The sequence below is a fragment of the Roseomonas sp. AR75 genome (assembly GCF_005222815.1).
GTDB lineage: Bacteria > Pseudomonadota > Alphaproteobacteria > Acetobacterales > Acetobacteraceae > Falsiroseomonas.
In genome coordinates this window covers 777,346-802,779 of record NZ_STGB01000004.1, presented here as the reverse complement: position 1 = coordinate 802,779, position 25,434 = coordinate 777,346, and the positions used below count along the sequence as shown (strand labels likewise).

Sequence of the window (25,434 nt, the reverse complement as noted above, 5' to 3'; positions counted from 1 at the left end):
GAACCCATGATCGAAAAACTCGGCGTGATCGGCGCCGGCGCCATGGGCAACGGCATCGCCCATGTCGCCGCGCAATCCGGCCTTTCCGTCGTCATGCTGGACGTGGCGGAGGAGGCGCTGGCCAAGGCGCGCGCCACCATCACGAAGAACATGGACCGCCAGGTTCAGAAGGGCACGCTGACAGCGGCCGACAAGGACGCGGCACTCGGCCGCATCGCCACCACCACCGACTACGCCGCGTTCGACACTTGCGACCTGGTGATCGAGGCCGCGACCGAGCGCGAGGACATCAAGCGCAAGATCTTCGCCACGCTGACGCCGCATCTGAAGGCCGATGCGCTGGTCGCCACCAACACCTCCTCCATCCCGATCACCCGGCTGGCCACCGCCACGGACCGCCCGGGCCGCTTCGTCGGCATGCATTTCTTCAATCCCGTGCCGATGATGAAGCTGGTCGAGGTGATCCGCGGCCTCGCGACCGAGGACACCACGGTGCAGACGGTGGCGCAGCTTGCGGAACGGATGGGCAAGACGGTGGCCTATGCCGCCGACTACCCGGCCTTCATCGTCAACCGCATCCTGGTGCCGATGATCAACGAGGCGGTCTTCGCGCTGCAGGAAGGCGTCGGCGACGTGGTGTCCATCGACGCCGGCATGAAGCTCGGCTGCAACCACCCGATGGGCCCGCTGGAACTCGGCGACTTCGTCGGCCTGGATGTGTGCCTGGCCGTGATGGAGGTGATGCAGGCGGGGCTTGGCGATTCGAAATACCGCCCCGCGCCGCTCCTTCGGAAGTATGTGGAGGCCGGCTGGCTCGGCCGGAAGAGCGGCCGTGGCTTCTACGACTACGCGACGAACCCGCCGAAACCGACCCGCTGAGCCGGGCAAACAGCCGGAGGAGGCGTCCGACGGGATCGGCGCCTTCTTCCGCGCGGGCGGGCGGCCAGGCGCGCGCTCGGCCTATGGCCTGCTGGCACTGGACCTGGTCGCGCTCGGCTGGGTGATCGCGGAATCCTTCCTGCCGGAGAACAACGTCGTCTTCGCCATCGACATCGCCTTCGGGCTGGTGCTGGCGGGCGAGCTGGTGGTCCGGCTGCGCAGTTCGCCTTCCGCCCGCAAGGAACTGCTGCACCCCGCGGGCATCGCGGACCTGCTCGCCGTGATCTCCTTCCTGCTGGCGCCGTTCTTCGCGGGATGGGGGTTCCTGCGCAGCCTGCGCACGCTGCGACTGCTGCGCTCGGCGCGGCTGGTGGCGCATCTGCGCGCCGATCTGCCGGTGTTCCGCCGCAACCAGGAAGCCTTCGTCGCCGCCGCCGACCTGCTGGTCTTCATCATCGTGATGACCGGCATCGTCCATGCGACGCAGCATTGGAGCAACCCGGACATCACCAACTGGGCGGACGCGCTCTATTTCACCGTGACGGCGCTGACCACGACCGGCTTCGGCGACATCACCCTGCCGGGCACGACCGGCCGGCTGATCTCGGTGGTGATCATGCTGGCCGGCGTCACGCTGTTCCTGCGCCTGGCACAGGCGCTGTTCCGGCCGAACAAGGTGCGCTTCCGCTGCCATGCCTGCGGCCTCGGCCGGCACGAGCCGGACGCTGTGCACTGCAAGGCCTGCGGCGCCCTGCTCAACATCCCCGACGACGAGTATTGAGCAGGGCGGGCGGCAGCCCGGCTCAGGCCGGCCGCTTGAACGCCACCTTGTCGTTGTCGCCCATCTGCGGCGGCTCGCCGGTCAGCCGCGACTTCACATAGCCGTAGGCATGCACGAAGGTGGAGGATGGCGAATCCCAGTATTCGGCGCCTTCCGCCTCCACCTTCAGCAGCGCCGCTTCCGGATCCTCCGCCCCGCCGGGAAACCAGGTGCGCAGCGGCTCCGACCACAGCTCCTTCTGCTTGGCGGGATCGCGCACGACCTGGGCGGTGCCGGAAATCGCGACGTAGTTCTGCGCGGAGGGGTCGGAATAGGCCAGCAGCACGCGCGAATCGTGCCCGATCTCCTCGGCCTTCGGGCTGGGCTGCGCGGTGAAGAACCACAGCGTGCCGGTGAACTGCTTTGCCTCGACGGCGCGCATCGGGCGGCCGCGCATATGGCCGTCCTCGTCCATCGTCACGAGCATGGCAACCTTCACTTCGCGGATCAGCTCCCAGACCTTGTCGCGGGCTTCCTGGTCGGTGCGCGTCTGGACCATTCGATGTCCCTCCTGGCTGTCGCAGGCCGCAACGGCCGGGCAGCGGTGCGGTTCCGGCGGAACAGGGGCGCTGCGGCCGAACGGTGGAAAGCCAGGCATTCTTCCCCCAAGGGTCCTGGCGGGCCGCGCGCCTGTCGGCTAACACGCTGCCGCCATGCCGCATCCGATGATCCGCTCCGAGCGTGACGGCGAGGTCGCCGTCGTCACCATCGACCGCCCCGCCAAGCGCAACGCCCTCGACCTGCCGATGTGGATCGCGCTGGCCGAGGCGATGGAGGCCGCCTCCGCCGACGACAGCGTGCGCTGCGTGCTCATCCAGGGCGCGGGCGAGGATGCCTTCAGCGCCGGCGCCGACATCGGCGCCTTCGAGCAGGAACGCGGCACGCCGGAGCGGGAAGCGGTGTATGGCCGCGAGATCTCGCGCTCATTCCAGTCCATCCGGCGGTGCGTGCATCCGGTGGTCGCGGCCTGCCGCGGCTACACGATGGGCGGCGGCTGCGGCATCGCCACCATGTCCGATTTCCGCGTCGGCGGGCCCGGCACGCGCATGTCCATCCCAGCGCGCAATCTCTCGATCTTCTACCATCCGGGCGAGCTGGACCCGTTGCTGCAATCCGTGGGCTATGCGGTCACCTGCGAATTGCTGATCGAAGGTCGCGTCTTCACCGGGGAGGAGGCCTTCCAGAAGGGCTTGCTCACCCGCCTGGTGCCCGATGATCAGGTGAAGGCCGAGGCGATGGCGCTGGCGCGGCGCATCGTGCAGGGCGCACCGCTGTCGAACCGCTACCACAAGGCGATGCTGCAGCGCCTGCGCGGCCCCCTGCCGCTGACCGAGGCGGAGCTCGGCGCCGTCAGCGACTTCGCCTACACCGAGGACTTCCGCGAGGCGACGCGCGCCTTTCTGGAGAAGCGCAAGCCGGTGTTCCGCGGCCGCTAACCCTTTCTCCACCGCTCCGGCGCCACGTTGCCGCCATGCCGCAGGAGCCGGATCACGCGATGCGCCTGGCGCTGGCCGCCGCGCCGCCCGACAAGCTGGGCCGCATCGTCGGCATGCTGGATTCGCTGCAGGAACGCGGTGTGGCGGATGCGCTGTTGCAGGCCGCGCGGCCGCGGCTGAAGGATCTGCGGCTGAACCGGCCGATGCGCTTCACGCGGCTGCTGGCGGTGCCGCTGGAACCGGCGCTTGTGCCGCCGGAAGCCTGGACGCGCACCCCCATCGAAATCCCGCGCAACGCCCTCTCCCCGATCGGGGAGGCGGTGCGCGTGGCGATCGGCCCGGTGGCCGAGGAAATCGAAGCCGCCTCGCTCGGCCGCACCATGGCCGACCAGGCCATGGTGGCGCGGCTCGGCGCCCGGCTGTGGCCGCTGGCCGCCGCGGCGGGCCTGCCGGCCGTGCCGCCGGGCTGGGAGGAAGCCGGGCTTCCGGCCGCGAGCGCCGCGCCGGTGCTGGCACTCTGCCGCGCGCTGTGGCGCGGGCCGGCGCGTCAGTCCCTGCCGCGGGGCTGACCTTCCACCCCTTCGCTGCCGGCCCGCCAGCGATGCGTGGAGGCACCGAAGGCCACCATCGCGCCGGAAGCGTCGAAGACCTCCGTCCGGCAGAAGAAGATGTTGCGCCCGCGCGTGACCACGCGGCCTTCCGCGACCAGCCGCCCGCCCGAAACCTGCCCGGTGAAGCGGCAATCGAGGTCGAGCGTGACGGCGCGGCGGATGTTGCCGGGCACGCTGCACCACAACCCCGCATAGGCCGCCGCCTGGTCGATCAGCGAGAGCATCACCCCGCCATGCGTGATGCCGGATCGGTTGGCGTGCTGCGGCCCCGCGGTGCAGGCGACGCGGGCGAAGCCATCGCGCCATTCGACGAGTTCCAGCCCGAGCAGGTCGTGGAAGGGGGCGTTGTCGGGGTCGAGCGGGGCATCGGTCATGCGCGACCCGTGCCGCCGGCGCGCCGCAGCGTCAAGCATGCCTGCGCCGCCCGGCTCAGCCGCCGATCGCCAGGTTCTGCAACTGCTCCTCAAGCTCCTGGAAGGTCGGCATGGAATGGCTCGGCGCCATCTTGCGGCCGGTCTCCACCGCCACCTGCGGCGCATTGCCGTGCAGATGCGCGACCAGCACGGCGCGGATCACCTCGAAATACTTCTGCTCCTCCTCGACGATGCCCTTCAGCCGCGTCGCCAGCGGACCCATCAGCCCATAGGCCAGCAGCACGCCGAGGAAGGTGCCGACCAGCGCGCCGCCGATCATCTTGCCCAGCACCGCCGGCGGCTGGTCGATGGAGCCCATTGTCTTGATGACGCCGAGCACCGCCGCGACGATGCCGAGCGCCGGCAGCGCATCGGCCATGTTCTGCAGCGCGTGGGAGGGGTGCAGCTCCTCCTCCTTCAGCTTCTTCAGCTCCCGCGCCATCACGTCCTCGATCTGGTGCGGGTCGTCCGCATTCATGCCGACCATGCGCAGGTAGTCGCAGATCAGCGAGACGACGTGGTGGTCCGCTGCGATCTTCGGGAATTTCTGGAAGGCGGCGGATTCCTGCGGCCGCTCGATATGCGCTTCCAGCGCCATCGCGCCCTTCTGCTGCGCCAGCCGCACGAACCAGTAGAGCAGCGACAGGATCTCTACATAGTCTGACTTGTGGTACTTCGCCCCCTTCATGATCTTCCCGAAGCCGCCGAGCGTGTGCTTCACGTCGTGCATCGAGTTCGACATGATGAAGGCGCCGACCGCCGCGCCGCCGATCATCATGAATTCGAAGGCGAGGGTCGAGAAGATGATGGCGAACTTGCCGCCGGCGATCAGGTAGCCCCCGAACACCATCACCAGCAGGAAGACGAAGCCGCCGATGGCCATCATGGCGTCGCGGTCTCCCTCCGGCGCGGCGCCTCGGCCTGCTGGCGCGGGACGACGGCGGCCGCGGCCTCCCTGCCTTCAGGCGCGCCGCGCAGCAGCGTGATCGCGACCCGGCGGTTGGCGGCATCGTTGGGCCGATCCGGCAGCAGCGGCTGGCGCTCCGCCTGGCCAGCCACGGACTGGATGCGCGCATCGGGCACGCCGGCCTCGGTCAGCAGGCGGCGCGTGGCGTTGGCGCGCTCCGCCGAGAGATCCCAGTTGGACCGCTCGCCACCGCCGCGGAACGGCGTGGCGTCGGTGTGGCCGGTGATGGCGATGGCGTTGTTCAACCGCGCCGCCACCTGCGCGACGCGCGCGATCAGCGCCCGCGCACGCTCGTTGGGCGCCGCGCCGCCCAGTGCGAACATCGGCTGGCGCTCGGCATCGAGAAGCTGGATGCGCAGCCCTTCCGGCGCCTGCTCGATCAGCAATTGCCGGCCGAGATCGGCCAGCGCCGGGTCCGATTCCACGACGCGCCGGATCTCTTCGGCGGCACGTTCGAAGGCGGCGCGCTCGCGGCGTTCGTGCTCGGCGCGGAGCTCGGCATCCGACAGGGTGCGCGGATCCGTGGCCTCGCCGGTGCCTTCGGCGAGGCGCTCGCGCGGGTCCTGGTCGCCCGGCGCGGCATCGGCGCGCGCGGTGCGGACGCGGCGGGGGTCGTTCTCCTCGTCCTCGCCCTCCGGCCCGGCGCGCATCGGCACGGGACGGGCGACCACGGCGCTGTCATCCTCGGTCTCGACATCCGGCAGCACCGGCAGCGGCCCGCGTTCCACGCGCACCGCACCGGTGTCCTGCGTCATCTGCTCCGAGGCATGCGGCGTGCGACCACCGAAGGGCTCGCCCGAGCCCGTGCTGGTGCGGCCCATCACATTGGTGGGTGCGAAGTAGTCGGCGATGCCGGCGCGCTGTTCCTCGGTGGTGGCGTTCAGCAGCCACATCAGCAGGAAGAACGCCATCATGGCGGTGACAAAGTCGGCATAGGCCACCTTCCAGGCGCCGCCATGGTGCCCGTGCCCGCCTTCCTCGACCTTCTTCAGGACGATCGTCGCCCCGTTACCGCCCTTTGCCATCCGCCCGCGCCAAACGCCTGCGGCGGAGGTATCGGGGGAAGCGGGTTAAGGGGCGGCAAATGCCGCGCCGATCACCCGCGCGGCTTCGCCTTCTCGAAGCGCCAGGGCGCGGCACTGTCCTCGTTCGGGTCCAGCGTCAGCCGGTGTTCCAGCGGCGGGAAGGCGCGGCTGCGGCAATCCGTGCGGTCGCAGAGCCGGCAGGACAGGCCGATGCCGACCGCCGCGCGCGGGATGTCCAGCGCATCGGCATAGGCCAGCTCGTCCGCACGCGCGATGTCGCAGCCCATCGCCACCACATGCATCGGCGCCGGCTCGCCCCAGCGGGTGGTCGGCGCGGCGATGGCGCGGGCGAAGGTCAGGAAGGTGGCGCCATCGGGCAACTGCGCCACCTGCACCTGCGTCTCGCCGGGATAGGCGAAGGCGCGGTGCACGATCCATTTCGGGCAGGACCCGCCGAAGCGCGCGAAGGGAAACCCCGCGGCGCTGAAGCGCTTGTCCACGTTGCCGGCGGGGTCGAGCCGCAGGAAGAAGAACGGCACGCCCCGCGCGCCGTCCCGTTGCAGGGTGGAGAGGCGGTGCGCCGCCTGCTCGAAGGAAACGCCGAAGCGCGCCGCCAGCGCCTCCACCTCGTGCCGCAGCGCGCGCGCGGCGTGCAGGAACGGCGCATAGGGCATCAGCAGCGCCGCCGCCGCGTAGTTCAGCAACCCCAGCCGGATGATCGCGGCGGCTTCGGGCGTGGAGGGTTCCGCGGGCGCGACCACCGCCTCGACCGCCTCGCGCGCTTCCAGCAGCATGAGCTGGAAGGCCATCTGGAAGCCGCGGCTTTCCCGCGGCAGCGATTCCGAGAGGTCGAGCCGCCGCAGCGCCGGGTCGTAACGCCGCAGCGAGCCTTCCAGCGGACCCACCGCGACGGTCACGCCATGGGTGTGCCGCAGCCGCTCGGCGATGGCGTGGTTCATCTCCGCCGGCGTGGCGCGCAGCTCCGTTCCCAGGCGCTCGGCCACCGTCTCCAGCGCGGGGAAGTGGTTGGCATGGTCGTGGAAGAAGTCGCGCGCTTCCTCGGTCGGCAGCAGAATGCGCCGGCCGGTCGGCAGTGCGATGCCCGACGCGTCCTCCTTCGCAACGCGCCAGGCGCGATAGAGCGCCAGCATCGCGCGCGCGGCGTTCGGCGCGGAGGCGGCGAGCGTCGCAACCTCCATCTCCGGCACCTCGTCCAGGCCGAGCAGCGGGTCCGACAGCACCTCCCGCAGACCGGCCTCGGCCTGGCGCTCGCGGTTGCCCGAGAGCGCGGCGAGATCCACGGAGAGCGTCTCGCCCAGCTTCATCAGGATGCTGGCGGTGACGCTGCGCTGGTCATGCTCGATCAGGTTCAGGTAGCTGGCGGAGATGCCGAGACGGGCCGCCAGCGCCTGCTGCGTCAGGCCGCGTTCCATGCGCAGGCGACGGACGGTGCGGCCGATCAGGGGTCGCGCCATGTGTCATCCTTTACAGTTTCGCGGCCGGCGTCTGTGAAAACCGTCACAGGCTTGCCGCTCCGCACCCAGGATTCCCCCTGAACTTCGGCAGCGCAATGTGAATTATTGACGAGAGCCGCGGACGAGGAAGCGCGGCAAGGAGCACCAATGACCCGTCACACGCCTTCTCCCCTTCTTGCCCCCGATGGTGCCGGTTTCGGCGGCGGCGCGCCCATGCCGGGCCGCTTCGACGGCATCCGCCGCGACTACACGCCGGAGGACGTCGCGCGCCTCGCGGGCAGTTTCCGCGTGCAGCACACGCTGGCCGACATGGGCGCGCGCCGCCTGTGGCAGCTGCTCAAGACCGAGCCCTTCTTGAACACGCTCGGCGCGCTCACCGGCATGCAGGCGGTGCAGCAGGTGAAGGCCGGGCTGAAGGCGATCTACCTCTCCGGCTGGCAGGTCGCGGCGGATGCGAACACCGGCGGCGAGATGTATCCGGACCAGTCGCTCTACCCCGTCGATTCCGTGCCCAACGTCGTGCGCCGCATCAACAACGCGCTGCGCCGCTGCGACCAGATCGCGGTGCAGGAAGGCAAGGGCGACCAGACCCACTGGATGGCGCCGATCGTGGCCGATGCGGAGGCCGGCTTCGGCGGTGCGCTCAACGCCTTCGAGCTGATGCGCCACATGATCGAGGCCGGCGCCGCCGGCGTGCATTTCGAGGACCAGCTCTCGTCGGAGAAGAAGTGCGGCCATCTCGGCGGCAAGGTGCTGGTGCCGATCCAGCAGCACATCCGCACGCTGAACGCCGCGCGGCTCGCCGCCGACGTGGAGGGCGTGCCGACCGTGCTTCTGTGCCGCACCGATGCGGAAAGCGCGCAGCTCCTCACGGCCGACGTGGACGAGCGCGACCGCCGATTCCTGACGGGTGAGCGCACGTCCGAGGGCTTCTTCCGCATCCGGCCCGGCATGGGCAAGCAATACGCCATCGCCCGCAGCCTGGCTTATGCGCCCTATGCCGACCTGCTGTGGTGGGAGACGTCGGACCCCGACCTGCGGGATGCGCGCGACTTCGCCGAGGCGGTCCAGCGCGACTTCCCGGGCAAGATGCTCGCCTACAACTGCTCGCCCAGCTTCAACTGGCAGCGCAAGATGGGCGTGGACGCCGCCACGCGGTTCCAGCGCGAGCTCGGCGCGATGGGCTACAAGTTCCAGTTCGTCACGTTGGCCGGCTTCCACAGCCTGAACCTCAGCATGTTCAAGCTGGCGCGCGGCTATGCCGAGCGCGGCATGGGCGCCTACTCCGAGTTGCAGCAGGCGGAATTCGGCGCCGAGGCCGAGGGCTTCACCGCCGTGCGCCACCAGCGCGAGGTCGGCGTCGGCTATTTCGATGCGGTGGCGACTGCGGCCTCCGGCGGCACCGCCAGCACCACCGCGCTCGCGACCTCCACCGAGGCCGCGCAGTTCGAGCACGCCCACTGACCACGTCCGGCAGAAGGAACGACGCCATGAACCACGACCAGCACGATGACGGCCTGGTGCATTCGCACGGCTGGGCGACGGAGCCGCCGCCCTCGGTCGGCGACATCCTGCGCGGCCTGGCGCCGCGCGAGGCCACGCGCATCATCGAGGAAGCGCATGACGACGGACTGGTGCACGGCCATGGCTGGGCGTGCAGCGAGCGCGGAGGGATGGCCGGTCCCTGAAAAAGCGGACGGCGGCGGGGTGATGCCCCGCCGCCGTCGTCAGATCTGCGGTAGCGGAGTGCGGCTACCGCATCACTGGCCCGGTACGCTCGGCGTCCAGAACGCCGAGCGCCCAGATATGCAACCTGTGGTGTTCCTCGAGTAGCAGCCTCTCGAAGGGTGCCGAGCCGGCCGAGAGGTCATCGGCCCCGAGTTCTTCCGGCGGGAGTCGATACATCCGCAGTACCGTCTCGATCTCCTCGCCCGTCAAACCCAGCCCCTGTGCGGGGTACGACTTCGACCAACGCCTGTCACGCATGCCCTGCCTCGCCTCGCGCGCCCTTCGATCCGCGCGGGCCCAAGGTTCAAAAATCTGCGCGTGTGTTCAATCGAGCAATGGTTGTAATCGTACCGTCCTTACAAATCCGCACAGAACTCCGTCGGTCGGACATTGTGCGGTGTTCAGGCGGCGAGCGCCTCGGCGAAGACCGCCGGGTCCACGTTGCCGCCACTGACGACCACGCCGACCGTACGGTCTTTCGTATCCAGTCTGCCGGCCAGCACCGCGGCCAGCGCCACCGCGCCGCCTGGCTCGGCCACGATCTTCAGGTGCTCGAAGGCGAAGCGCATCGCGCGGAACACCTCGGCGCGCGTGACGACAACGCCGCCGGTCAGGCGCGGGCGGTTTACCGCGAAGGTGATCTCGCCCGGCCGCAGCGAGAGCAGCGCGTCGCAGATCGTCTCGCCCTGCCCGTCATTGGCGATGCGCGCGCCGGCTTCCAGGCTCCGCTTCGTGTCGTCCCAGCCCTCCGGCTCCACCGCCCAGACCTGCGTGCCGGGCGAGGCGCCCTCCGCGGCCAGCGCGCAGCCGGCGATCAGCCCGCCACCGCCGGTGCAGACAGCCAGCGCGTCCAGCGTGAACCCCGCCGCGGCGGCATCCTCGAACAATTCAAGCGCCAACGTGCCCTGGCCTGCGATGACGTCGGGGTGGTCGAAAGGCGGCAGCACGGTGCCGCCGCGCTCGGCCGCGAGCCTCTGCGCCAGCGTCTCGCGGTCGGTGGTCTTGCGGTCGAAGAAGGTGATCTCCGCACCCCAGCGTTTCGTGCTCTCCACCTTGATCGCGGGCGCATCCATCGGCATCGCGATCAGCGCGGGCATGCCCAGCATCGCCGCGGCGCAGGCCGTCGCCTGGCCGTGATTGCCCGAGGAATGCGTGACGACGCCGGCGGCGCGCAGCGCGGGGTCGAGCTTCAGCGCGGCGTTCGTCGCACCGCGCAGCTTGAAGCTGCCGGTGCGCTGCAGCGGCTCCGGCTTCACCAGGATGGTGCCGCCTGCGATCTCGTCCAGCAGGCGGTGGCGCAGCATCGGCGTGCGGATGATGTGCGGCGCGATGCGCGCGGCGGCTTCGCGCACATCGTCATGGCTCGGCAGCGTCATGCGCGGGTTCTCCGGAAGCGGTTGGGATCCACCATCGGCACGACAGGCGCCAGCGGACCTGGATCGTCGCCGCGCACCAGCGAAGCGATCAGCGCGCCGGCCGCCGGCGAGGTCTGGATGCCGAAGCCGCCCTGGCCGATCATCCAGAAAAAGCCCGGCGCCCCGGCATCCGCCCCGATCGCCAGCGAGCGGTCCGGCGTGAAGCTGCGCAGTCCTGCCCAGCGATGCTCGATGCGGTTCACGGGGATGTCCAGCGCTTCCTGCATGCGCTCGACGGCGATGGCGATGTCGAGTTCGTCCGGCTGCACGTCGTGCGGGTCCATGTCCGTCTCGTCGGCGGGCGAGACCATCAGCTTTCGCCGTGCCTCCGCGCGCACGTACCAGGTGTGGTCGGCGTCGCCGAGCAGCGGCCAGGTCGTGCAGTCGTATTGACCGGGATCGACGATCAGCGCGGTGCGTCGCTTCGGCTGCAGTCCGATGCGCCCGACGCCCGCGATCGCCGCGACCTCGTCGCCCCAGGCGCCGGCGGCGTCCACCACCACCGGCGCGCGGAACACAGCGCCGGAGGACGTCTCCGCCTCCCACGCGCCGCTGCGCCGCTCGATCCGCCCTGCGCGATTGCGCAGCGCGAGCACGCCTCCGGACTTGCGGACAACGTTCAAAAAGCCTTGGTGGAGGTTGGCGACGTCGATCTCGAAGGCGTCGCGCTCGATGGAGGCGGCGACGGCGTAACCGCGCCGCAGCGCGGGCACCATGCGCGCCACCTCTTCGACCGGGATGGGCTCGATGCCCGTGCCCTCCGCGATCATCGCTTCCAGATGCGCGCGCTGGCTCTCCGGCGCCAGGTTGATCACCGGGCGCGGCGCCAGCAGCGGCGCGGCGGCGAAGCCGGGCCAGGGGTTCTCGAAGAAGGCGCGGGAGGCCAGCGTCAGCGCGCGCGCATCCGGCCCGCCGTAATTGCCGATCCACAGCGCGGCGGAACGGCCGGTGGAGTGATAGCCCGCGCTCTCCTCGGCTTCCAGCAAGGCCACGCGATGGCTCGTGGCGAGATGCGCCGCCGTGGTGGCCCCGGCCATGCCGGCGCCGATGACGATCGCGTCGAAATCCTGAGTCTCCATGCCGCGCATGGTTCGGCTGCCTTGCGGGGCGGGTCAACCATCCCCCAGCAGCGGCGCGCAGACCACCCGCGCGCCGGCCGGCGTCGCCAGCGTGCCGATGGCCGCCGGCACGCCGTAGATGGCGCGCAGCCGAGCTTCCGTGATGAGCTCGGCCGGCGGGGCAGGGCCGTCCAACCCGCCCTCGTGCAGCAGCGCGACGCGATCGGCGACGAGGAAGGCGTGGTCGGGATGGTGCGTGGTCATCAGCACCGCATGGCCGCCTTCCGCCAGCCGCCGCGCCTCGCGCAGCAGGAGCGCCTGGTTGCCGAAGTCGAGGCTCGCCGCCGGCTCGTCCATGACCAGCACCGGCGCCGCCTGCGCCAGCGCGCGCGCGATCAGCACCTTCTGGCGCTCACCGCCGGAGAGCTGCGTGACCTTGCGCTCGGCGAAGGACTCCATCCCGAGCCTCGCCAGCGCCGCGCGCGCCGCCTCGAAGTCGCGCGGGCCAGGTGCGGCGAGCAGCGGCAGATGCGCGGCACGCCCCATCGCGACGGCATCCAGCACGCGATAGGCGAAGCCGCCCGGTGCGGCCTGTGGCACATAGGCGATGCGTCGCGCGACCTCGGTGCGCGACAGCGCGGCAAGGTCCACGCCATCCAGCGTCACCCGCCCGGCGAGCGGCCGGATCAGCCCGAGCAGCGTCCGCAGCAGCGTCGTCTTGCCGCCGCCATTCGGCCCGAGCAGCACCGTGACCGTCCCGCGTTCCAGCGCCAGCGTCACGTCCCGCGCTACCACGCGCCGACCATGGCCGATGGCGAGGCCCTCGCAGGCGAGCGGGCTCATCCCGCCCCCCGCCGGCTCGCCGTCGCCAGCAGCCAGATGAACAGCGGCGTCCCCAGCATCGCCGTCAGGATGCCGAGCGGCACCTCGGTGCGCGCCGCGTTGCGCGCCAGCGTGTCCACGGCCAGCAGGAAGGCCGCGCCCAACAGCATCGAGAGCGGGATCAGCCGCGACAACTCCGGCCCGCCGAGCAGCCGCGCCGCATGCGGCACGACCAGCCCGATCCAGCCCACCGCCCCGGCCAGCGCCGTCACCGCCGCCGTCGCCAGCGTCGCGCCGCCGATTGCCGCGGCGCGCAATGGCCCGGTCGCCACGCCGAGCGCGCGCGCCTCGTCCTCCGACAGGGTCAGCAGGTTCAGCCGCCAGCGCAGCGCAACCAGCAGCGCCACGCCGGCCAGCGCCGGCCCTCCCGCCGCCAGCACGTCGCCCGCATTCGCGCCCGACAGCGTGCCGAGCAGCCAGAAGGTGATCGCCGGCAATTCGTTGTAGGGATCGGCGAAGACCTTCAGCAGGCTGATCATCGCACCGACCAGCGCGCCCAGCGCGATGCCGGCCAGCACCAGCACCAGCAGCGGATCGCCGCCTTCCGCGCGCACGCTCCGCGCCAGCGCCGCCACGCCCGCCACCGCCGCCAGCCCGCCCGCGAAGGCCGCGCCCTGCACGCCCGCTACCGGCAGGCCGAGGAAGATGCCGAGCACCGCGCCGAGCGACGCGCCGGCCGAGACGCCGAGCAGGTCGGGCGAGGCGAGCGGGTTGCGGAACATTGCCTGGAAGGCCGCGCCGGCGCCGGCCAGCGCCGCGCCCACCAGCATCGCGCCCGCGACGCGCGGCGCACGGATGTTCCAGAACACCGCCGCGGCCGCGGGATCCACGCCCGCGCCGCCGCCTCCCAGCAGGCGCAGAAAATCGCCCGCCGAGATCGGGAAGCGGCCGACCGAGAGCGCGCCCAGCACCGCCAGCAGCAGCGCCCCCAACGCCAGCCCCCAGGCGAGCACGCCCCTCATGCGGTCGGGAAGGCGCTCGCCAGCAGTTCCTTCACCTGCGCCGCGGTCGGGCGCCGATGGTAGAACAGCGCATGGAAGGCCTCGACGCGCGCGGCGAGCGTGTCGCCGGGCTCCACGCCGAACAGCGCCGGCAGCCACATCAGCCCGAGCAGGCGGTTCACCGCGGGCGGGAAATCGACCCAGCCGAAGGGCGTGTTCGGCGCCTGCACGATGCGTCCCTCGCGCACCGCGCGCAGGGTTCTCCAGATCGGGTCGGACTTGGCATGCCGGATGAAGGCCGGGTCGATCGAGATCACCCAGTCCGGGTCCCAGACCAGCACCTGCTCCGGCGAGATCTGTGCGAGGCCCCGCGCGCCCGGTGGTCCCGCCGCGACGTTCTCCGCGCCGGCGAATTCGATGATCTCGGTGTTGATCGAGCCGCGCAGGCCGGTCTGCGTGCCGCGCGGGCCGCGCGCGTAGAACACGCGCGGGCGTCCCCGCGCCTCAAGCCTTGCAGCAGCCTGCCGCGCTTCGGTCAGGATCATGTCGGCGATGTTGGCGCGTTCCTCGCCGGCGGGCTCGCGCCCCAGGATCGCGCCGAGTTGCAGATAGGTCTCCGGGATCTTCGCCAGCCCGCCATCCAGCAGCAGAGTCGGGACGCCGGTCTGCGCCTGCACGCGCTCTGCGAGCTGCACGTACACGGGCGCGACGGAGCCGTAGTCCAGCACCAGGTCCGGGCGCGCGGCCAGCACGGCCTCCAGGTTCGCGGTGTTGTCGCGCCCGGTCAGCCGCCCGATCTCCGGCAGCGCCGCGGCGCGCGGCTCCATGAAGATCGCCTCATGCTGCCGCGGCGGCCGTGCGGGCCAGCCCGCCAGCACCTCCGGCGCCAGCGTGTAGGTCAGGATGGCCGCCGGCGGTCCGGCCGGGAACACGCGCGTCACGCGGTCCGGCACGGCGATGCGCCGGCCGGTGGCATCCGCCACCTCGCGTGCCACCCGCGCTTCCTCGGCGAGCAGGACCGCGGGCGCGGCGAGCAGCGCGCGGCGGCGCATCAATCCTTGCCCACCATCACGTCGGAGGCCTTCACCACGGCATAGGCCTTCTCGCCGACCTTCAGCCCCAGCGCGTCCACCGCCTCGTTGGTGATGGCGGAGGTCACCACCTCGCCGCCCGAGAGCTTGATGCGGACATGCGCGGTGGTCTGGCCCTTGATCACCTCGACGACGGTGCCGGGCAGCACGTTGCGGGCGGACAGCTTCATGGCAGGGGTTCCTTCGGCAGGGTCGGCGCTTCGAAGCCGTGGCGGGCGAGGACGATCTGCCCTTGCGGCGAGAGAATGAACAGGCCCAGCCGTGCCGCCGCCGGGCGATCGCCCAGCACCACCAGGCCGTAGTCGGCGCCCACCGCCAGCGCCTCCGGCAGCGGCACGATGCGCGCGCCGGGAGATTCGGACGCGGCGGCCACGGCGTTGGTGCAATAGGTCAGGAACAGGTCGGCCTGGTTCTCCAGCACCCAGGCGTAGAGGTTCCGCCCGGCCGGCGGCGCCGGGCTGTCCGGGCCGCCCGTCAGGCGCAGCGCCTTGGCCAGCAGCGCCTCCTCGGCACCGGGCAGGAGCGCATTCGCGCGCGCGAAGCTTGCCACGGCATAGTCGCCCGAAGGATCGGCGCGCGGCGTGGAGATGCCGAGCCGCACGGTGGGATTGAGCATCGCCTCCAGCAGCGTGTCGGGCGTCAGCACCAGGTGCGGACGCGCCAGGGCGCAGAGCCGGTTGCGTGCGAACAGCACCACCGGCAGGCCGCGTGCCCGCGCCAGCGCCAGCGGATGCGCCATGTTGGCCGAGGCGAAGACATCCGCCGCCTCGCCGCCCGCGATCCGGTCGCGCAGCAGGCCGGAAGGCGCGAACACCGTCGTCACCGCGCCGCCGCCCGCCTCGCGGAAGGCCTGCGCGACTTCCTCCAGCGCGGCGCGCAGCGATCCCGCGGCGAGCAGGCGCAGCGGGTCCTGCGCGGCCGCGGGCGTCGTCATGAGCAGGGCCGCCAGCAGCGGCAGGATGCGGCGCATCGCGTGTCTCCCCTCACCAAAGCAGGTCCCCGCGCAGGAAGGCGGCGGCTTCCGGCGTCGGCGGCGCATCGAAGAACGACGCGGCCGGCGCCTGCGCGTTCAGCCGCCCGTCCAGCAGCAGCATGGCCTCGCCCGCGATCCGCCGCGCCTGACCCAGGTGATGCGTCGTCATGACGATCTTCGTGCCGGAGGCGGCTATGGCGCCGATGATCTCCTCCACCTGCCGCGTCGCCGCGGGATCAAGGGCCGCGGTCGGTTCGTCCAGGAACAGGATCTCCGGACGCAGCGCCCAGGCGCGCGCCAGCGCCAGTCGCTGCTGCTCGCCGCCCGAAAGCTTTCGCGCAGGCCGATCCGCCAGCGCGGCGAGCCCCACGCGCTCCAGCGCGTCGCGCGCCGCCTGCTCCGCCCGGGGCGCGCCGGCGAGGCGCAGCGGATAGAGCGCATTGGCCAACACGCTCCGCCGCAGCATCACCGGGCGCTGGAACACCATCGCCTGCCGCCTTCGCGCCTCGTCGCGCGGCAACGACCAGTGCAGCGTGCCGCCGGTCGGCTCCAGCAGACCATGCAGCAGGCGCAGCAGCACGGATTTTCCGGCGCCGTTCGGCCCCATGATCACGGTCGGCGCGCCGGCAACGAGCGCAAAATCCAGGCCGCGCAGGATCTCGACGCCGCCCGCGGCGAAGCGCAGCCCGTCCACGCGCAGCGGCAGCGCGGTTGCCTCCTGCCGCATTGCTCAGGCCCCGCGCCAGTCGGCGAGGTCGCGCACCGCCTGCGCCAGCGCATTCACCGCCAGCACGATCGCCATCAGGATCACGCCGAGCGCAAGGGCCAGCGGCAGGTCTCCCTTGCTGGTTTCCAGCGCGATGGCGGTGGTCATCACGCGGGTGAAGCCCTCGATGTTGCCGCCGACGATCATCACCGCGCCGACCTCGGCACTCGCCCGGCCGAAGCCGGCGAGCAGCACCGTCAGCAGCGCGAAGCGGCCATCCCAGAGCAGCGTCGGCACAGCCCGGCCGACACCGGCGCCGAAGGAGCGAAGCTGCTCGGCATATTCCTCCCACAGCATTTCCAGGGTCTGCCGGGTCAGCGCGGCGATGATCGGCGCGATCAGCACGGCCTGGGCGATGATCATGGCGCCGGGGGTGAACAGCAGCCCCATGGCACCGAGCGGCCCGCTGCGCGACAGCAGCAGATAGATCAGCAGGCCCGCCACCACCGGCGGCAGGCCCATCAGCGCGTTCAGCGCCACCACGATGCCCTGCCGGCCGGGGAAGCGCGTCACCGCCAACAGCGCGCCGAGCGGCAAGCCCACCGCCGCGGCGGCCGCAACCGCGGTCAGGGACACGCGCAGCGACAGGCCGACGATCTGCAGCAGCGCCTGGTCGCCCGTGGCGATCAGGCCGGCGGCCAGCATCATCGCTGATCCCAGATCGTTCATCCGCTTCTTGGCCCTGGTCCCGGCATCTGTCGTCGTACATCATGCCGGATCAGACGTCCTCGTGAAATCTGCCATCATTTGCCAAGGTTTGCCGCATTGCATGAGATCCTGACGCTGAAGGAAGCCGCGACGCTGCTGCGCCTGTCGGAGCGTGCCCTGTATGACCTCGCCCGCGGCCGGCGGCTGCCTTCCGTGCAACTCGGCGGCAAATGGCTGTTCCCGCGGACCGAACTCATGCTGTGGCTGACCCGCCAGGCCGAGGCGCCGGAAGGCCGTCAGGCGCCGCCGCCGATCCTGGCCGGCAGCCACGATCCGCTGCTGGACTGGGCAGTGCGGCAATCCGGCTGCGGCCTGGCGCTGCGCACCGGCGGCAGCCTGGATGGCCTCGCGGCGCTGGCGGCACGGGAGGCGCTGGCGGCGGCGGTGCATGTACCAGACCCCGACACCGGCGGCTTCAACGAGGCGGCCTGCCGTGCGGAACTGCCGGGCGAACCGCTCGTGGGCCTCGTCTGGGCCAGCCGCGAGCAGGGGCTGATCCTGCCCCCCGGCAATCCCCGCGGCATGCAGTGCCTGGCGGACATCGCCCGGCCGGGCGTGCTCGTTGCCGGCCGGCAGACCCGCGCCGGCAGCCACCTTCTTTTGCTGCATCTGCTGAACGAAGCCGGGCTGCGGCTGGATGCGCTGCGCTTCATGGCGAAGCCGGCAGCGAGCGAGGACGAGGTCGCCGCGGCGGTTGCAGACGGCCGCGCCGATGTCGGCTTCGGCATCCGCGCCGAGGCGACGCTGCGCGGCCTGGTCTTCGTGCCGCTCATCATGGAGCGCTTCGACCTGGTGGCACGGCCGCGCGACTGGTTCGAGCCGCCGCTTCAGACCCTGCTCGCCTTCGTGCGCACCGAGGGCTTCCGCGCGCGCGCCAAGCGGCTGGGCGGCTACGAGGTCGGCACGACCGGCAGCGTCGCGTTCCGCGTGTAGCGTCCGCCGGCCTGGTCAAGGGCGCGCGCGGCCGCATCCGCCACATCACGCTCCACGCGCGCGGTCAGGGCCACGCCGCCGCGCTCCAGCGCCGCGTGATGCTGCGCGAAGCCGGGCTCGGGACGGAAGAACAGGTCGAGCAGATCGGGCAGCCAGGGTTCGCTGCCGGGCGCGGCCGCACTCGCGGGCGTCGCGTCATGGTCCGCCCTTGTGTGGAGCGCGATAGCGCCGGCCGGCACCCCGAGCGCGCGCAGCCCCGCCCGCGCCCTTTCCGCCTCCGCCCGCGTGTCGAAGATGGCGCTGACGATTCGTTTCATGGTCGAAGCTCTCTGTCCAGCCACGGCCGCACGGCCGATTGCCTGCAGATTGGGCGACACCCCTGCTCCCGCAGACCCTTCCCGCGATCGTGACTCCGCGGGCTCCGCATGTCCTGACAAAGCTTCATTCGCGCTGGACTTGCAGTGTTCGGCTGGCCGCGACTACCTTTCCCGTGCTGCAACCAGGCACGGCCAGAAAAGGCCGGTCGCTATTTCAAGGAGGAACGGGGATGGCCAAGGGAATTGGCAGGCGTGGCGTATTGCAGGCCGGCGTCGCCGGCGTGGCGGCCTCGACCCTGGCAGCACCGACGGTGCTCGGTCAGTCGTCGGGTGGCCGCCTGGCTCTGGGCATCTGGGACCACTGGGTCGGCGCAGCCGCGAACGAGGCCTTCCGCAACATCGTGATGGAATGGGGCCGGCAGAACCGCGTCGAGATCGTGCTCGACTTCATCACCTCCGTCGGCAACAAGAACCTGATCACCATCGCGGCGGAGCGCCAGGCGCGCCAGGGCCACGACATCCTGTCCTTCCCGACCTGGGAGATCCACGCGAACAAGGACATGCTGGAGCCCATGGACGACGTCATGGGCCGGCTGACGCAGAAATACGGCCAGGTGAACGCGGCGTCCGAATACCTCGCGAAGATCGGCGGCCGCTGGTACGCCGTGCCGCAGACCACGGGCAGCCAGTTCAAGGGCTCCGCCGCGCGTATCGACCTGATGAAGCAGCATGCGGGCATCGACGTGCAGGCGATGTACCCGGCCGAGAACCGCCTCGGCCCCGGCGCCGACCAGTGGAACTGGGAGACCTTCCTGACGGCGGCCGACAAGTGCAACAAGGCAGGCTTCCCCTTCGCCCTGCCGGCCGGCACCTTCACCGACGCCACCGACTGGATCGGCGCGATGTTCGCGGGCTTCGGCGCGCACCTGGTGGATGCCAACGGCAACATCACCATCCGCAACAACGACAAGCTCCGCCAGGCGCTGGACTACTCGAAGCGGCTGTTCCAGCACATCCCGAACGAGATGTTCGCGGCCGACGACGCCACGAACAACCGCGCGCTGATTTCCGGCCGCTCGGCGCTGATCTTCAACCCGCCCTCGGCCTGGGCGGTGGCGAAGCGCGACGCGCCGGACGTCGCGCGCAATGTCTGGCACTTCCCCTCGCCGATGGGACCCGCGGGGCATCCGGTGCCGCACCTGCCGTATTTCTTCGGCATGTGGAGCTTCAGCCGCAACAAGTCGGCCGGCAAGGCGCTGCTCGAGCATCTGACGCAGATCGAGCAGGTGCAGAAGATGGTCGACGCCTCCTCGGGCTACGACATCCCCGCCTTCGCCAGCATGTTCGACGACATCACCACCTGGCGCACGGTCGATCCGCCGACGGGCACCGTCTACAACTACCCGGTGCGCGCGCATCACAAGGCGACGCCGAGCGTCGCGATCGCCCCGGCCCCGGCGGAGATCGCGGTGCAGATCTACAACCAGGGCATCCAGGCGAAGATGATCGCGCGCCTGGTCCAGAACAACGAGTCGATGGACCGCGTGCTGACCTGGGCCACGCAGGAAGTCGAAGGCTTCAAGCGCGGCTGACCGCTTCCCGCGCGGCCTGCGGCTGACGCCCGCGGTACCGGCCCTGGCCGGCACCGCGGGGACGGTGCCCGCAGGCCGCGCGGCACCAACCAAGAACGGCCAGGGAGGCAATCGCGTGGCCGATGGAAATGTCGTGACGGCGCCCGGCGTCCCCGCCGCGGTCGCTCCGCCGCGGACGGGAACGCTGCAGAAGATCGCGCGGCGGAAGTCGACGCTCGCCTTCGTGATGACGCTGCCCCTGCTGGTGGTGATCGGCGGGCTGGTGGCCTATCCGTTCTTCTACGCGCTCTACCTCTCCATGCTGAACAAGCGCATGACGCGCTTCATCGGCCTCGAGAACTACACCTTCCTGCTCAGCCGCGAGACCTTCCAGGGCGTCATCTGGCAGAGCGTGCTGTTCGCCGTCGGCGCAGTGATCGCCAAGGCGCTGATCGGCTTCATCCTGGCGCATGTGCTGCACGCGCTGCCGGCCAAGGGCCAGCGGAAATGGCGCGGCATGCTGCTGGTGCCCTGGGTCATCCCGCCGGCGATCTCGACGCTGGCCTGGTGGTGGCTGTTCGATCCCTCCTACTCGGCGCTGAACTGGGTGATCACCGCGATCGGCGTGCCGCCGGTGGCCTGGCTCGGTGAGCCGAGCTGGGCGCGGTTCTCCGTCATCCTGGTCAACGTCTGGTACGGCGCGCCCTTCTTCATGATCATGTATCTCGCCGCGCTGAAGTCGGTGCCCGACCAGCTCTATGAGGCCGCGGCGATCGACGGCGCGACAGGGTGGCAGAAGCTGATCCACGTGACCGTGCCGATGATGAAGAACATCATCGCCATCACCGTGCTGTTCAGCCTGATCGTCACCTTCGCCAATTTCGACATCGTGCGGATCCTCACCAATGGCGGCCCGCAGGACAAGACGCACATCTTCGGCACCTACGCCTTCCAGGTGGGCATCCAGTCCGGCGACCTGCCGCTCGGCTCCGCGGTGTCGCTCTTCATGTTCCCGATCCTCGCGATCTTCGCGGTGTTCGTGCTGCGCGGCGTGACGCGCCGGTCCAGGGAGATGGCGGGATGAGTGGGGCGAGCATCGCGGGCGGCGAGAACGCCGCCCTTGGCCTCTATCACAAGGCAGGCAGCATCAAGCGGGAACGGCGCTGGGCGCTGATCGGCGCCTACATCGCGCTGGCGGTGTTCGTGGTGTTCTTCATGTTCCCGCCCTTCCACATGCTGATCACCAGCCTGAAGAGCAGCGCGGAGATCGCCGACCTGCAGGGCAATCCCTGGATCGTGCGCTCGCCCACGCTGGAGAACTACCGGGACCTGCTGACCAACGGCAACTACGTGCTGCACTTCCGCAACTCGGTGATCGTGACGATCGCGGTGGTTGCGATCACCATGGTGATCAGCACGCTCGCGGCCTTCGCGCTGGCGCGCATGCGGTTCTGGGGCAGCGCGGCGCTCGCCACCGGCGTCTTCCTCACCTACCTGGTGCCGGAGACGCTGCTGTTCATCCCGCTGTTCCAGATCATCGGCGGCATGGGCCTCTACAACAACCTGCTCGCGATGATCCTGATCTATCCGACGCTGACGGTGCCCTTCTGCACCTGGATCATGATCGGCTACTTCGCCTCCATACCGAAGGAACTGGACGAGGCGGCGCTGATCGACGGCGCCAACCACTTCCAGATGCTGTGGAAGATCTTCATCCCCGTGGCGCTGCCGGGAATCCTGGCGGCGACGATCTTCGCATTCACCGTCTCCTGGGCGCAGTTCCTGTATCCGATGGCCTTCCTGGTCAGCTCGGAGAACATGGTGCTGACGGTCGGCATCGTCTCGGACCTGATCCGCGGCGACACCTTCCAGTGGGGGAAGATCATGGCCGGCGCGCTGATGGCCGCCGCGCCGCCGCTGCTCGTCTACGCCTTCCTCATGGACTACTACATCGCCGGCCTCACCGCCGGCGCGACCAAGGGATAACGCAATGGCGCAGGTCTCCATCCGCAACGTCGTCAAGGCCTATGAAGGCGGCGTACAGGCGGTGAAGGGCATCGATCTCGAGATCGCCGACCACGAATTCGTCGTGCTGGTCGGCCCCTCCGGCTGCGGCAAGTCCACCACGCTGCGCATGGTCGCGGGGCTGGAGGAGATCACCTCCGGCGAGATCGCGATCGGCGGCACGGTGGTGAACGACATTCCGCCGCGCGACCGCGACATCGCCATGGTGTTCCAGAACTACGCGCTCTATCCGCATATGAGCGTGTTCGAGAACATGGCCTTCGGCCTCACGCTGCGGAAGTTCCCGAAGGACGAGATCAAGCGCCGCGTCGACAATGCCGCGCGCATCCTCGACATCACGCCGCTGCTGGAGCGCAAGCCGAAGGCGCTGTCCGGCGGCCAGCGCCAGCGCGTGGCGATGGGCCGGGCGATCGTGCGCGACCCCAAGGTGTTCCTGTTCGACGAACCGCTGTCCAACCTGGATGCCAAGCTGCGCGTGCAGATGCGCACCGAGATCAAGAAGGTCCACCAGACCGTGAAGACCACCACGGTCTACGTCACCCACGACCAGGTGGAGGCGATGACGCTCGCCGACCGCGTGGTGGTGATGAACCACGGCATCATCGAGCAGGTCGGCCCGCCGCAGGAACTCTATCACCGCCCGGCCACGCGCTTCGTCGCGGGCTTCATCGGCAGCCCCGCGATGAACTTCATCCCCGCCCGGGTCGAGAACGGCTCCGGCGCGCTCCGGCTCAACCTGCCGAACGGCATCGTGCTGCCGGTGCCCGCCGACCGCACCGCCCGCTACGGCGCCGCCGCGGGGAAGGAGATGATCTTCGGGATCCGCCCGGAACATCTCACCGAACCGAAGAACCTCGACCGCGACAACATCGCGACCTTCGAACTGACGCCCGAGGTGATCGAGCCGATGGGCATGGAGACGCTGGTGCATCTCTGGCTGCAGGGCGCCGAGGTCTGCAGCCGCATCGACCCGACCACGCCGGCCGAACCTGGCCGCCCGATGCAGGTGGCCGCGGATCTCAACCATATGCACCTGATCGACCCGCAGAGCGGCCGCGTCCTGTAGCGCCGCCCAGCCCCGACAGGCCCGATCGCGCCCGGATGGATCATGTCCGTCCGGGTCCGTTTTTGGACATCACATTGCGCAATTAACGTCTTATGGACGGGGTTCCTGCGCCGGAAAGCCGCGATCCGCCTCGGTTTCAGACTGAACCCGAAACTCGTGGCGGTGCCGGTCCGATGGGTCTAGGTCGCGCGCTCATTTTCGCACGACCGGATTCAGCCAATGATCAGCAAGATGCCCGCGCGGCAGGTCCTCACCCCGGAAATCGAGGGCAAGCTCCGCAGCCTGGCCCTGATCCTCAGCAGCGTGGCGGAGGAGGCCGCGGATCACGGGCTGGAGCAGTCCTTCCTGCTGCTGCGCGAGGCACGGCAGATGCTGCTGGACGAAGCCAGAAAATACTATGGGCTGGAGCTTTGATCCGGTCGCGTTGCGACGTAATCTCGGCGGGTGCGAAAGCCCCCGCCTCCACCGCCTGATATCGGCCCCCCGACCGCCGAGCGGATGATCCGGGCCGCCGCGCTGAGCGAGATGTATGCCCTCGCCCAGCGCCGCGGCATGGTCGCCATCCGCGTTGCCGGCCAGCCGAGCGTGCGGTCCCGCGAGGTGGCCTGGTGCGTCGCGGAGGCGCTGAACGCCTCGTTCCACGGCCAGCGGCTCACCCACAAGGACCTCGCGGCGCTCGCCAGCGGCGTGATCAGCCCTGCCACCGTGACCCGCGCGCTGGACCGTGCGGAATTGCGCGGCCTTGTGACCCGCCGCCCCGCGCCGGAGGATGCGCGCGTCCTGCTCATCGCGCCGACCGCCGCCGCGGTGGACCATCTGCTGCGCCACGCCGAGGACGGGTACGCGGAGCTTGCCGCGGCCGCGCTGGAGGCGGAACGCCAGTTGCGCGCCCTGCGGCAGCTCGCGGCCCAGGGCGGCGTCGCACAGAGCCACCCCGCCGGAAGCGTCGCCGCGCCGTCGCGCTGACCCCGCCGTCTTGCCGCGCCCGGCCCTGGGCCTGATGCTGCGGCCCGTCAGTTCACACGGAACACGCCATGCCCGTTGACCAGGTCCTCGTCGAGGCCGCGAAGCTCGATGGCTTCGTCGCCGCCATCTTCCGCGCCATAGGATGCGATGCGGCGGAAGCCGGCCGCATCTCCACCCATCTGCTTGGCGCCAATCTTGCCGGCCATGACAGCCACGGCGTCGCGCGCGTGCCGCGCTACGTCGAATGGTGCGAGGCCGGCTACGTGCTGAAGGGCCAGGCGGCGGAGGTCGTCACCGATGGCGGCTGCTTCGCCCTGCTCGACGGCAAGTTCGGCTTCGGCCAGACGGTCGCGCCGCAGGCGGTGGAACTCGGCATCGCGCGCGCGCAGCAGCACGGCATCGCGGTGGTCGGGCTGCGCAATGCCGGCCATATCGGCCGCGTCGGCGACTATGCCGAGACGGCGATCCGCGCCGGGCTGATCTCGGTGCACTTCGTCAATGTGGCGGGCAGCGTGCTGGTCGCGCCCTTCGGCGCGACGGATCGCCGCTTCTCGACCGCGCCCTTCAGCGTCGGCGTGCCGCTGCCCGGCCGCCCGCTGGTGCTGGATTTCGCCACCTCGCTGGTCGCCGAGGGCAAGGTCATGGTCGCCTCGAATGGCGGCAAGGCGCTGCCGGCGGATGCGCTGATCGAGCCGGATGGCAGCCTCTCCGGCGACCCGCACACGCTCTACGGCCCCTACGACAAGGTCGGCCCGCGCGACGTGACGAAGGGCAGCGGCGCGATCCGCGCCTTCGGCGAGCACAAGGGATCGGGCCTGGCCTTCATGTGCGAGATGCTGGGCGGCGCGCTGACCGGCGGCGGCACCAGCGGGCCGATCACGGCACGCACGCGCATCGCCAACGGCATGCTGAGCTTCTACGTCTCGCCGAGCCATTTCGGCACGGAGGCCGAGTTCCACGCCACCGGCCGCGCCTATGTGGACTGGGTGCTGGCGGCGAATCGCGCGAAGCCCGATGAGCCGGTGCTCGCGCCCGGCGACAAGGAAGCCGCGACGCGCGCGGACAGGCTGGCGAACGGCGTGCCGCTGCAGCCCGACACCTGGGAAGGCATCCGCCAGGTAGCCCGGCGCCTTGGCGTGGTGGAGCCGAACTGAGCCCGCGGCGACGTGGACCCGCTGACCCGCATCCTCATCCGGCTGGCGCAGTGGCACCGCAACCCGCCCTCGCGCCGCTGGGTCCGGATCGCCGTGGTCACGCTGATCCTCGTCGCGGTGATCGTCGCGATCGAGGAGCTGGTCGGCTGGCCCGACTGGCTGCGCACGGAACGCGTGCCGATCCGGCGGATCTGACCGCTGGACAGCCGCGCCG

General features: G+C 70.6%; 30 protein-coding genes. 15 read left to right on the top strand and 15 right to left on the bottom strand.

Annotated elements, in window-relative coordinates:
• The first annotated feature begins 6 nt into the window (after positions 1-6).
• Together E4T13_RS17865 and E4T13_RS17860 are read left to right on the top strand one after the other, a co-directional pair.
• Positions 7-879, top strand: coding sequence for a 3-hydroxybutyryl-CoA dehydrogenase (locus E4T13_RS17865; RefSeq protein WP_137179635.1), 873 nt, complete (start codon positions 7-9; stop codon positions 877-879).
• Complete coding sequence (locus E4T13_RS17860) at positions 833-1,660, top strand: potassium channel family protein (protein ID WP_206030204.1); 828 nt, start codon at positions 833-835, stop codon at positions 1,658-1,660. The genes E4T13_RS17865 and E4T13_RS17860 overlap by 47 nt, the downstream gene beginning before the upstream one ends.
• 22 nt (positions 1,661-1,682) lie before the next feature.
• Here E4T13_RS17860 and E4T13_RS17855 read toward each other — a convergent pair whose 3' ends face one another.
• Positions 1,683-2,198: a pyridoxamine 5'-phosphate oxidase family protein gene (locus E4T13_RS17855; RefSeq protein WP_137179633.1), complete on the bottom strand. Its 516-nt coding sequence runs from the start codon at positions 2,196-2,198 to the stop codon at positions 1,683-1,685.
• Between the two features lie 154 nt (positions 2,199-2,352).
• Here E4T13_RS17855 and E4T13_RS17850 point away from each other — a divergent pair, with 154 nt between their 5' ends.
• Together E4T13_RS17850 and E4T13_RS17845 are read left to right on the top strand one after the other, a co-directional pair.
• Complete coding sequence (locus tag E4T13_RS17850) at positions 2,353-3,135, top strand: enoyl-CoA hydratase/isomerase family protein (RefSeq protein ID WP_137179632.1); 783 nt, start codon at positions 2,353-2,355, stop codon at positions 3,133-3,135.
• Between the two features lie 35 nt (positions 3,136-3,170).
• Positions 3,171-3,704: a hypothetical protein gene (locus E4T13_RS17845; protein ID WP_137179631.1), complete on the top strand. Its 534-nt coding sequence runs from the start codon at positions 3,171-3,173 to the stop codon at positions 3,702-3,704.
• Here E4T13_RS17845 and E4T13_RS17840 read toward each other — a convergent pair.
• The 4 genes from E4T13_RS17840 to E4T13_RS17825 all read right to left on the bottom strand — a co-directional run bounded on the left by E4T13_RS17840 (position 3,683) and on the right by E4T13_RS17825 (position 7,626).
• Positions 3,683-4,120, bottom strand: coding sequence for a PaaI family thioesterase (locus tag E4T13_RS17840; protein WP_137179630.1), 438 nt, complete (start codon positions 4,118-4,120; stop codon positions 3,683-3,685). The two genes, E4T13_RS17845 and E4T13_RS17840, sit on opposite strands and share 22 nt — an antisense overlap.
• Positions 4,121-4,175: 55 nt before the next feature.
• A complete protein-coding gene (gene motA, locus E4T13_RS17835) occupies positions 4,176-5,045 on the bottom strand; it encodes a flagellar motor stator protein MotA (protein ID WP_137179629.1) in 870 nt (289 codons plus the stop codon).
• Positions 5,042-6,151, bottom strand: coding sequence for a flagellar motor protein MotB (locus E4T13_RS17830; protein ID WP_137179628.1), 1,110 nt, complete (start codon positions 6,149-6,151; stop codon positions 5,042-5,044). The genes motA and E4T13_RS17830 overlap by 4 nt, the downstream gene beginning before the upstream one ends.
• Positions 6,152-6,222: 71 nt before the next feature.
• Positions 6,223-7,626, bottom strand: a complete 1,404-nt coding sequence (locus E4T13_RS17825; protein WP_137179627.1) for a short-chain fatty acyl-CoA regulator family protein — start codon at positions 7,624-7,626, stop codon at positions 6,223-6,225.
• 213 nt (positions 7,627-7,839) lie between these two features.
• Here E4T13_RS17825 and aceA point away from each other — a divergent pair, with 213 nt between their 5' ends.
• Positions 7,840-9,090: an isocitrate lyase gene (gene aceA / locus E4T13_RS17820; RefSeq protein WP_137180018.1), complete on the top strand. Its 1,251-nt coding sequence runs from the start codon at positions 7,840-7,842 to the stop codon at positions 9,088-9,090.
• A gap of 26 nt (positions 9,091-9,116) precedes the next feature.
• Positions 9,117-9,314, top strand: a complete 198-nt coding sequence (locus E4T13_RS17815) for a hypothetical protein (RefSeq protein WP_137179626.1) — start codon at positions 9,117-9,119, stop codon at positions 9,312-9,314.
• 441 nt (positions 9,315-9,755) lie between these two features.
• Here E4T13_RS17815 and E4T13_RS17810 read toward each other — a convergent pair whose 3' ends face one another.
• Genes E4T13_RS17810 through E4T13_RS17770 form a run of 9 tightly spaced genes read right to left on the bottom strand, consistent with a single transcriptional unit; the run spans position 9,756 to position 17,128 of the window.
• Positions 9,756-10,730 (bottom strand): threonine/serine dehydratase, encoded by a 975-nt coding sequence (locus E4T13_RS17810; RefSeq protein WP_137179625.1) that lies wholly within the window; start codon positions 10,728-10,730, stop codon positions 9,756-9,758.
• Positions 10,727-11,857: an FAD-binding oxidoreductase gene (locus E4T13_RS17805; protein WP_137179624.1), complete on the bottom strand. Its 1,131-nt coding sequence runs from the start codon at positions 11,855-11,857 to the stop codon at positions 10,727-10,729. The genes E4T13_RS17810 and E4T13_RS17805 overlap by 4 nt, the downstream gene beginning before the upstream one ends.
• Positions 11,858-11,881: 24 nt before the next feature.
• A complete protein-coding gene (locus tag E4T13_RS17800) occupies positions 11,882-12,670 on the bottom strand; it encodes an ABC transporter ATP-binding protein (RefSeq protein WP_137179623.1) in 789 nt (262 codons plus the stop codon).
• On the bottom strand, positions 12,667-13,671 hold the full coding sequence (locus E4T13_RS17795) for an iron ABC transporter permease (protein ID WP_137179622.1): 1,005 nt from the start codon (positions 13,669-13,671) through the stop codon (positions 12,667-12,669). Before E4T13_RS17795 ends, E4T13_RS17800 begins: the two co-directional genes overlap by 4 nt.
• Positions 13,668-14,702 (bottom strand): ABC transporter substrate-binding protein, encoded by a 1,035-nt coding sequence (locus tag E4T13_RS17790; protein WP_137179621.1) that lies wholly within the window; start codon positions 14,700-14,702, stop codon positions 13,668-13,670. Before E4T13_RS17790 ends, E4T13_RS17795 begins: the two co-directional genes overlap by 4 nt.
• A complete protein-coding gene (locus E4T13_RS17785) occupies positions 14,702-14,911 on the bottom strand; it encodes a molybdopterin-binding protein (RefSeq protein WP_137179620.1) in 210 nt (69 codons plus the stop codon). Before E4T13_RS17785 ends, E4T13_RS17790 begins: the two co-directional genes overlap by 1 nt.
• Positions 14,908-15,711 carry a molybdate ABC transporter substrate-binding protein gene (locus tag E4T13_RS17780; RefSeq protein ID WP_137179619.1) on the bottom strand — a complete coding sequence of 268 codons (804 nt, stop codon included), beginning with the start codon at positions 15,709-15,711 and terminating at the stop codon, positions 14,908-14,910. The genes E4T13_RS17785 and E4T13_RS17780 overlap by 4 nt, the downstream gene beginning before the upstream one ends.
• Positions 15,712-15,724: 13 nt before the next feature.
• Positions 15,725-16,441: an ATP-binding cassette domain-containing protein gene (locus tag E4T13_RS17775; RefSeq protein ID WP_137179618.1), complete on the bottom strand. Its 717-nt coding sequence runs from the start codon at positions 16,439-16,441 to the stop codon at positions 15,725-15,727.
• A gap of 3 nt (positions 16,442-16,444) precedes the next feature.
• Positions 16,445-17,128: an ABC transporter permease gene (locus E4T13_RS17770; protein WP_240791180.1), complete on the bottom strand. Its 684-nt coding sequence runs from the start codon at positions 17,126-17,128 to the stop codon at positions 16,445-16,447.
• Positions 17,129-17,245: 117 nt separating this feature from the next.
• Here E4T13_RS17770 and E4T13_RS17765 point away from each other — a divergent pair, with 117 nt between their 5' ends.
• The gene (locus E4T13_RS17765; protein ID WP_137179616.1) at positions 17,246-18,121 is read left to right on the top strand and encodes a helix-turn-helix transcriptional regulator; all 876 of its coding nucleotides are present in this window, start codon (positions 17,246-17,248) and stop codon (positions 18,119-18,121) included.
• Here the strand turns inward: E4T13_RS17765 and E4T13_RS17760 are convergent.
• Positions 18,079-18,438, bottom strand: coding sequence for a hypothetical protein (locus E4T13_RS17760; protein WP_137179615.1), 360 nt, complete (start codon positions 18,436-18,438; stop codon positions 18,079-18,081). The two genes, E4T13_RS17765 and E4T13_RS17760, sit on opposite strands and share 43 nt — an antisense overlap.
• A gap of 230 nt (positions 18,439-18,668) precedes the next feature.
• Between E4T13_RS17760 and E4T13_RS17755 the strand changes: the two genes are divergently transcribed.
• The 8 genes from E4T13_RS17755 to E4T13_RS17720 all read left to right on the top strand — a co-directional run bounded on the left by E4T13_RS17755 (position 18,669) and on the right by E4T13_RS17720 (position 25,415).
• Positions 18,669-20,030 carry an ABC transporter substrate-binding protein gene (locus E4T13_RS17755; protein ID WP_137179614.1) on the top strand — a complete coding sequence of 454 codons (1,362 nt, stop codon included), beginning with the start codon at positions 18,669-18,671 and terminating at the stop codon, positions 20,028-20,030.
• A gap of 115 nt (positions 20,031-20,145) precedes the next feature.
• Positions 20,146-21,093 carry a carbohydrate ABC transporter permease gene (locus tag E4T13_RS17750; protein ID WP_240791179.1) on the top strand — a complete coding sequence of 316 codons (948 nt, stop codon included), beginning with the start codon at positions 20,146-20,148 and terminating at the stop codon, positions 21,091-21,093.
• Positions 21,090-21,995 (top strand): carbohydrate ABC transporter permease, encoded by a 906-nt coding sequence (locus tag E4T13_RS17745; RefSeq protein WP_137179613.1) that lies wholly within the window; start codon positions 21,090-21,092, stop codon positions 21,993-21,995. The genes E4T13_RS17750 and E4T13_RS17745 overlap by 4 nt, the downstream gene beginning before the upstream one ends.
• Positions 21,996-21,999: 4 nt before the next feature.
• A complete protein-coding gene (locus tag E4T13_RS17740; protein ID WP_137179612.1) occupies positions 22,000-23,100 on the top strand; it encodes an ABC transporter ATP-binding protein in 1,101 nt (366 codons plus the stop codon).
• Positions 23,101-23,319: 219 nt separating this feature from the next.
• Positions 23,320-23,514, top strand: a complete 195-nt coding sequence (locus E4T13_RS17735; protein ID WP_137179611.1) for a hypothetical protein — start codon at positions 23,320-23,322, stop codon at positions 23,512-23,514.
• 84 nt (positions 23,515-23,598) lie between these two features.
• Positions 23,599-24,066, top strand: a complete 468-nt coding sequence (locus E4T13_RS17730) for a MarR family transcriptional regulator (protein ID WP_206030203.1) — start codon at positions 23,599-23,601, stop codon at positions 24,064-24,066.
• A gap of 68 nt (positions 24,067-24,134) precedes the next feature.
• A complete protein-coding gene (locus E4T13_RS17725) occupies positions 24,135-25,220 on the top strand; it encodes a malate/lactate/ureidoglycolate dehydrogenase (protein WP_137179610.1) in 1,086 nt (361 codons plus the stop codon).
• 12 nt (positions 25,221-25,232) lie between these two features.
• On the top strand, positions 25,233-25,415 hold the full coding sequence (locus E4T13_RS17720) for a hypothetical protein (protein ID WP_137179609.1): 183 nt from the start codon (positions 25,233-25,235) through the stop codon (positions 25,413-25,415).
• Positions 25,416-25,434 lie beyond the last annotated feature (19 nt).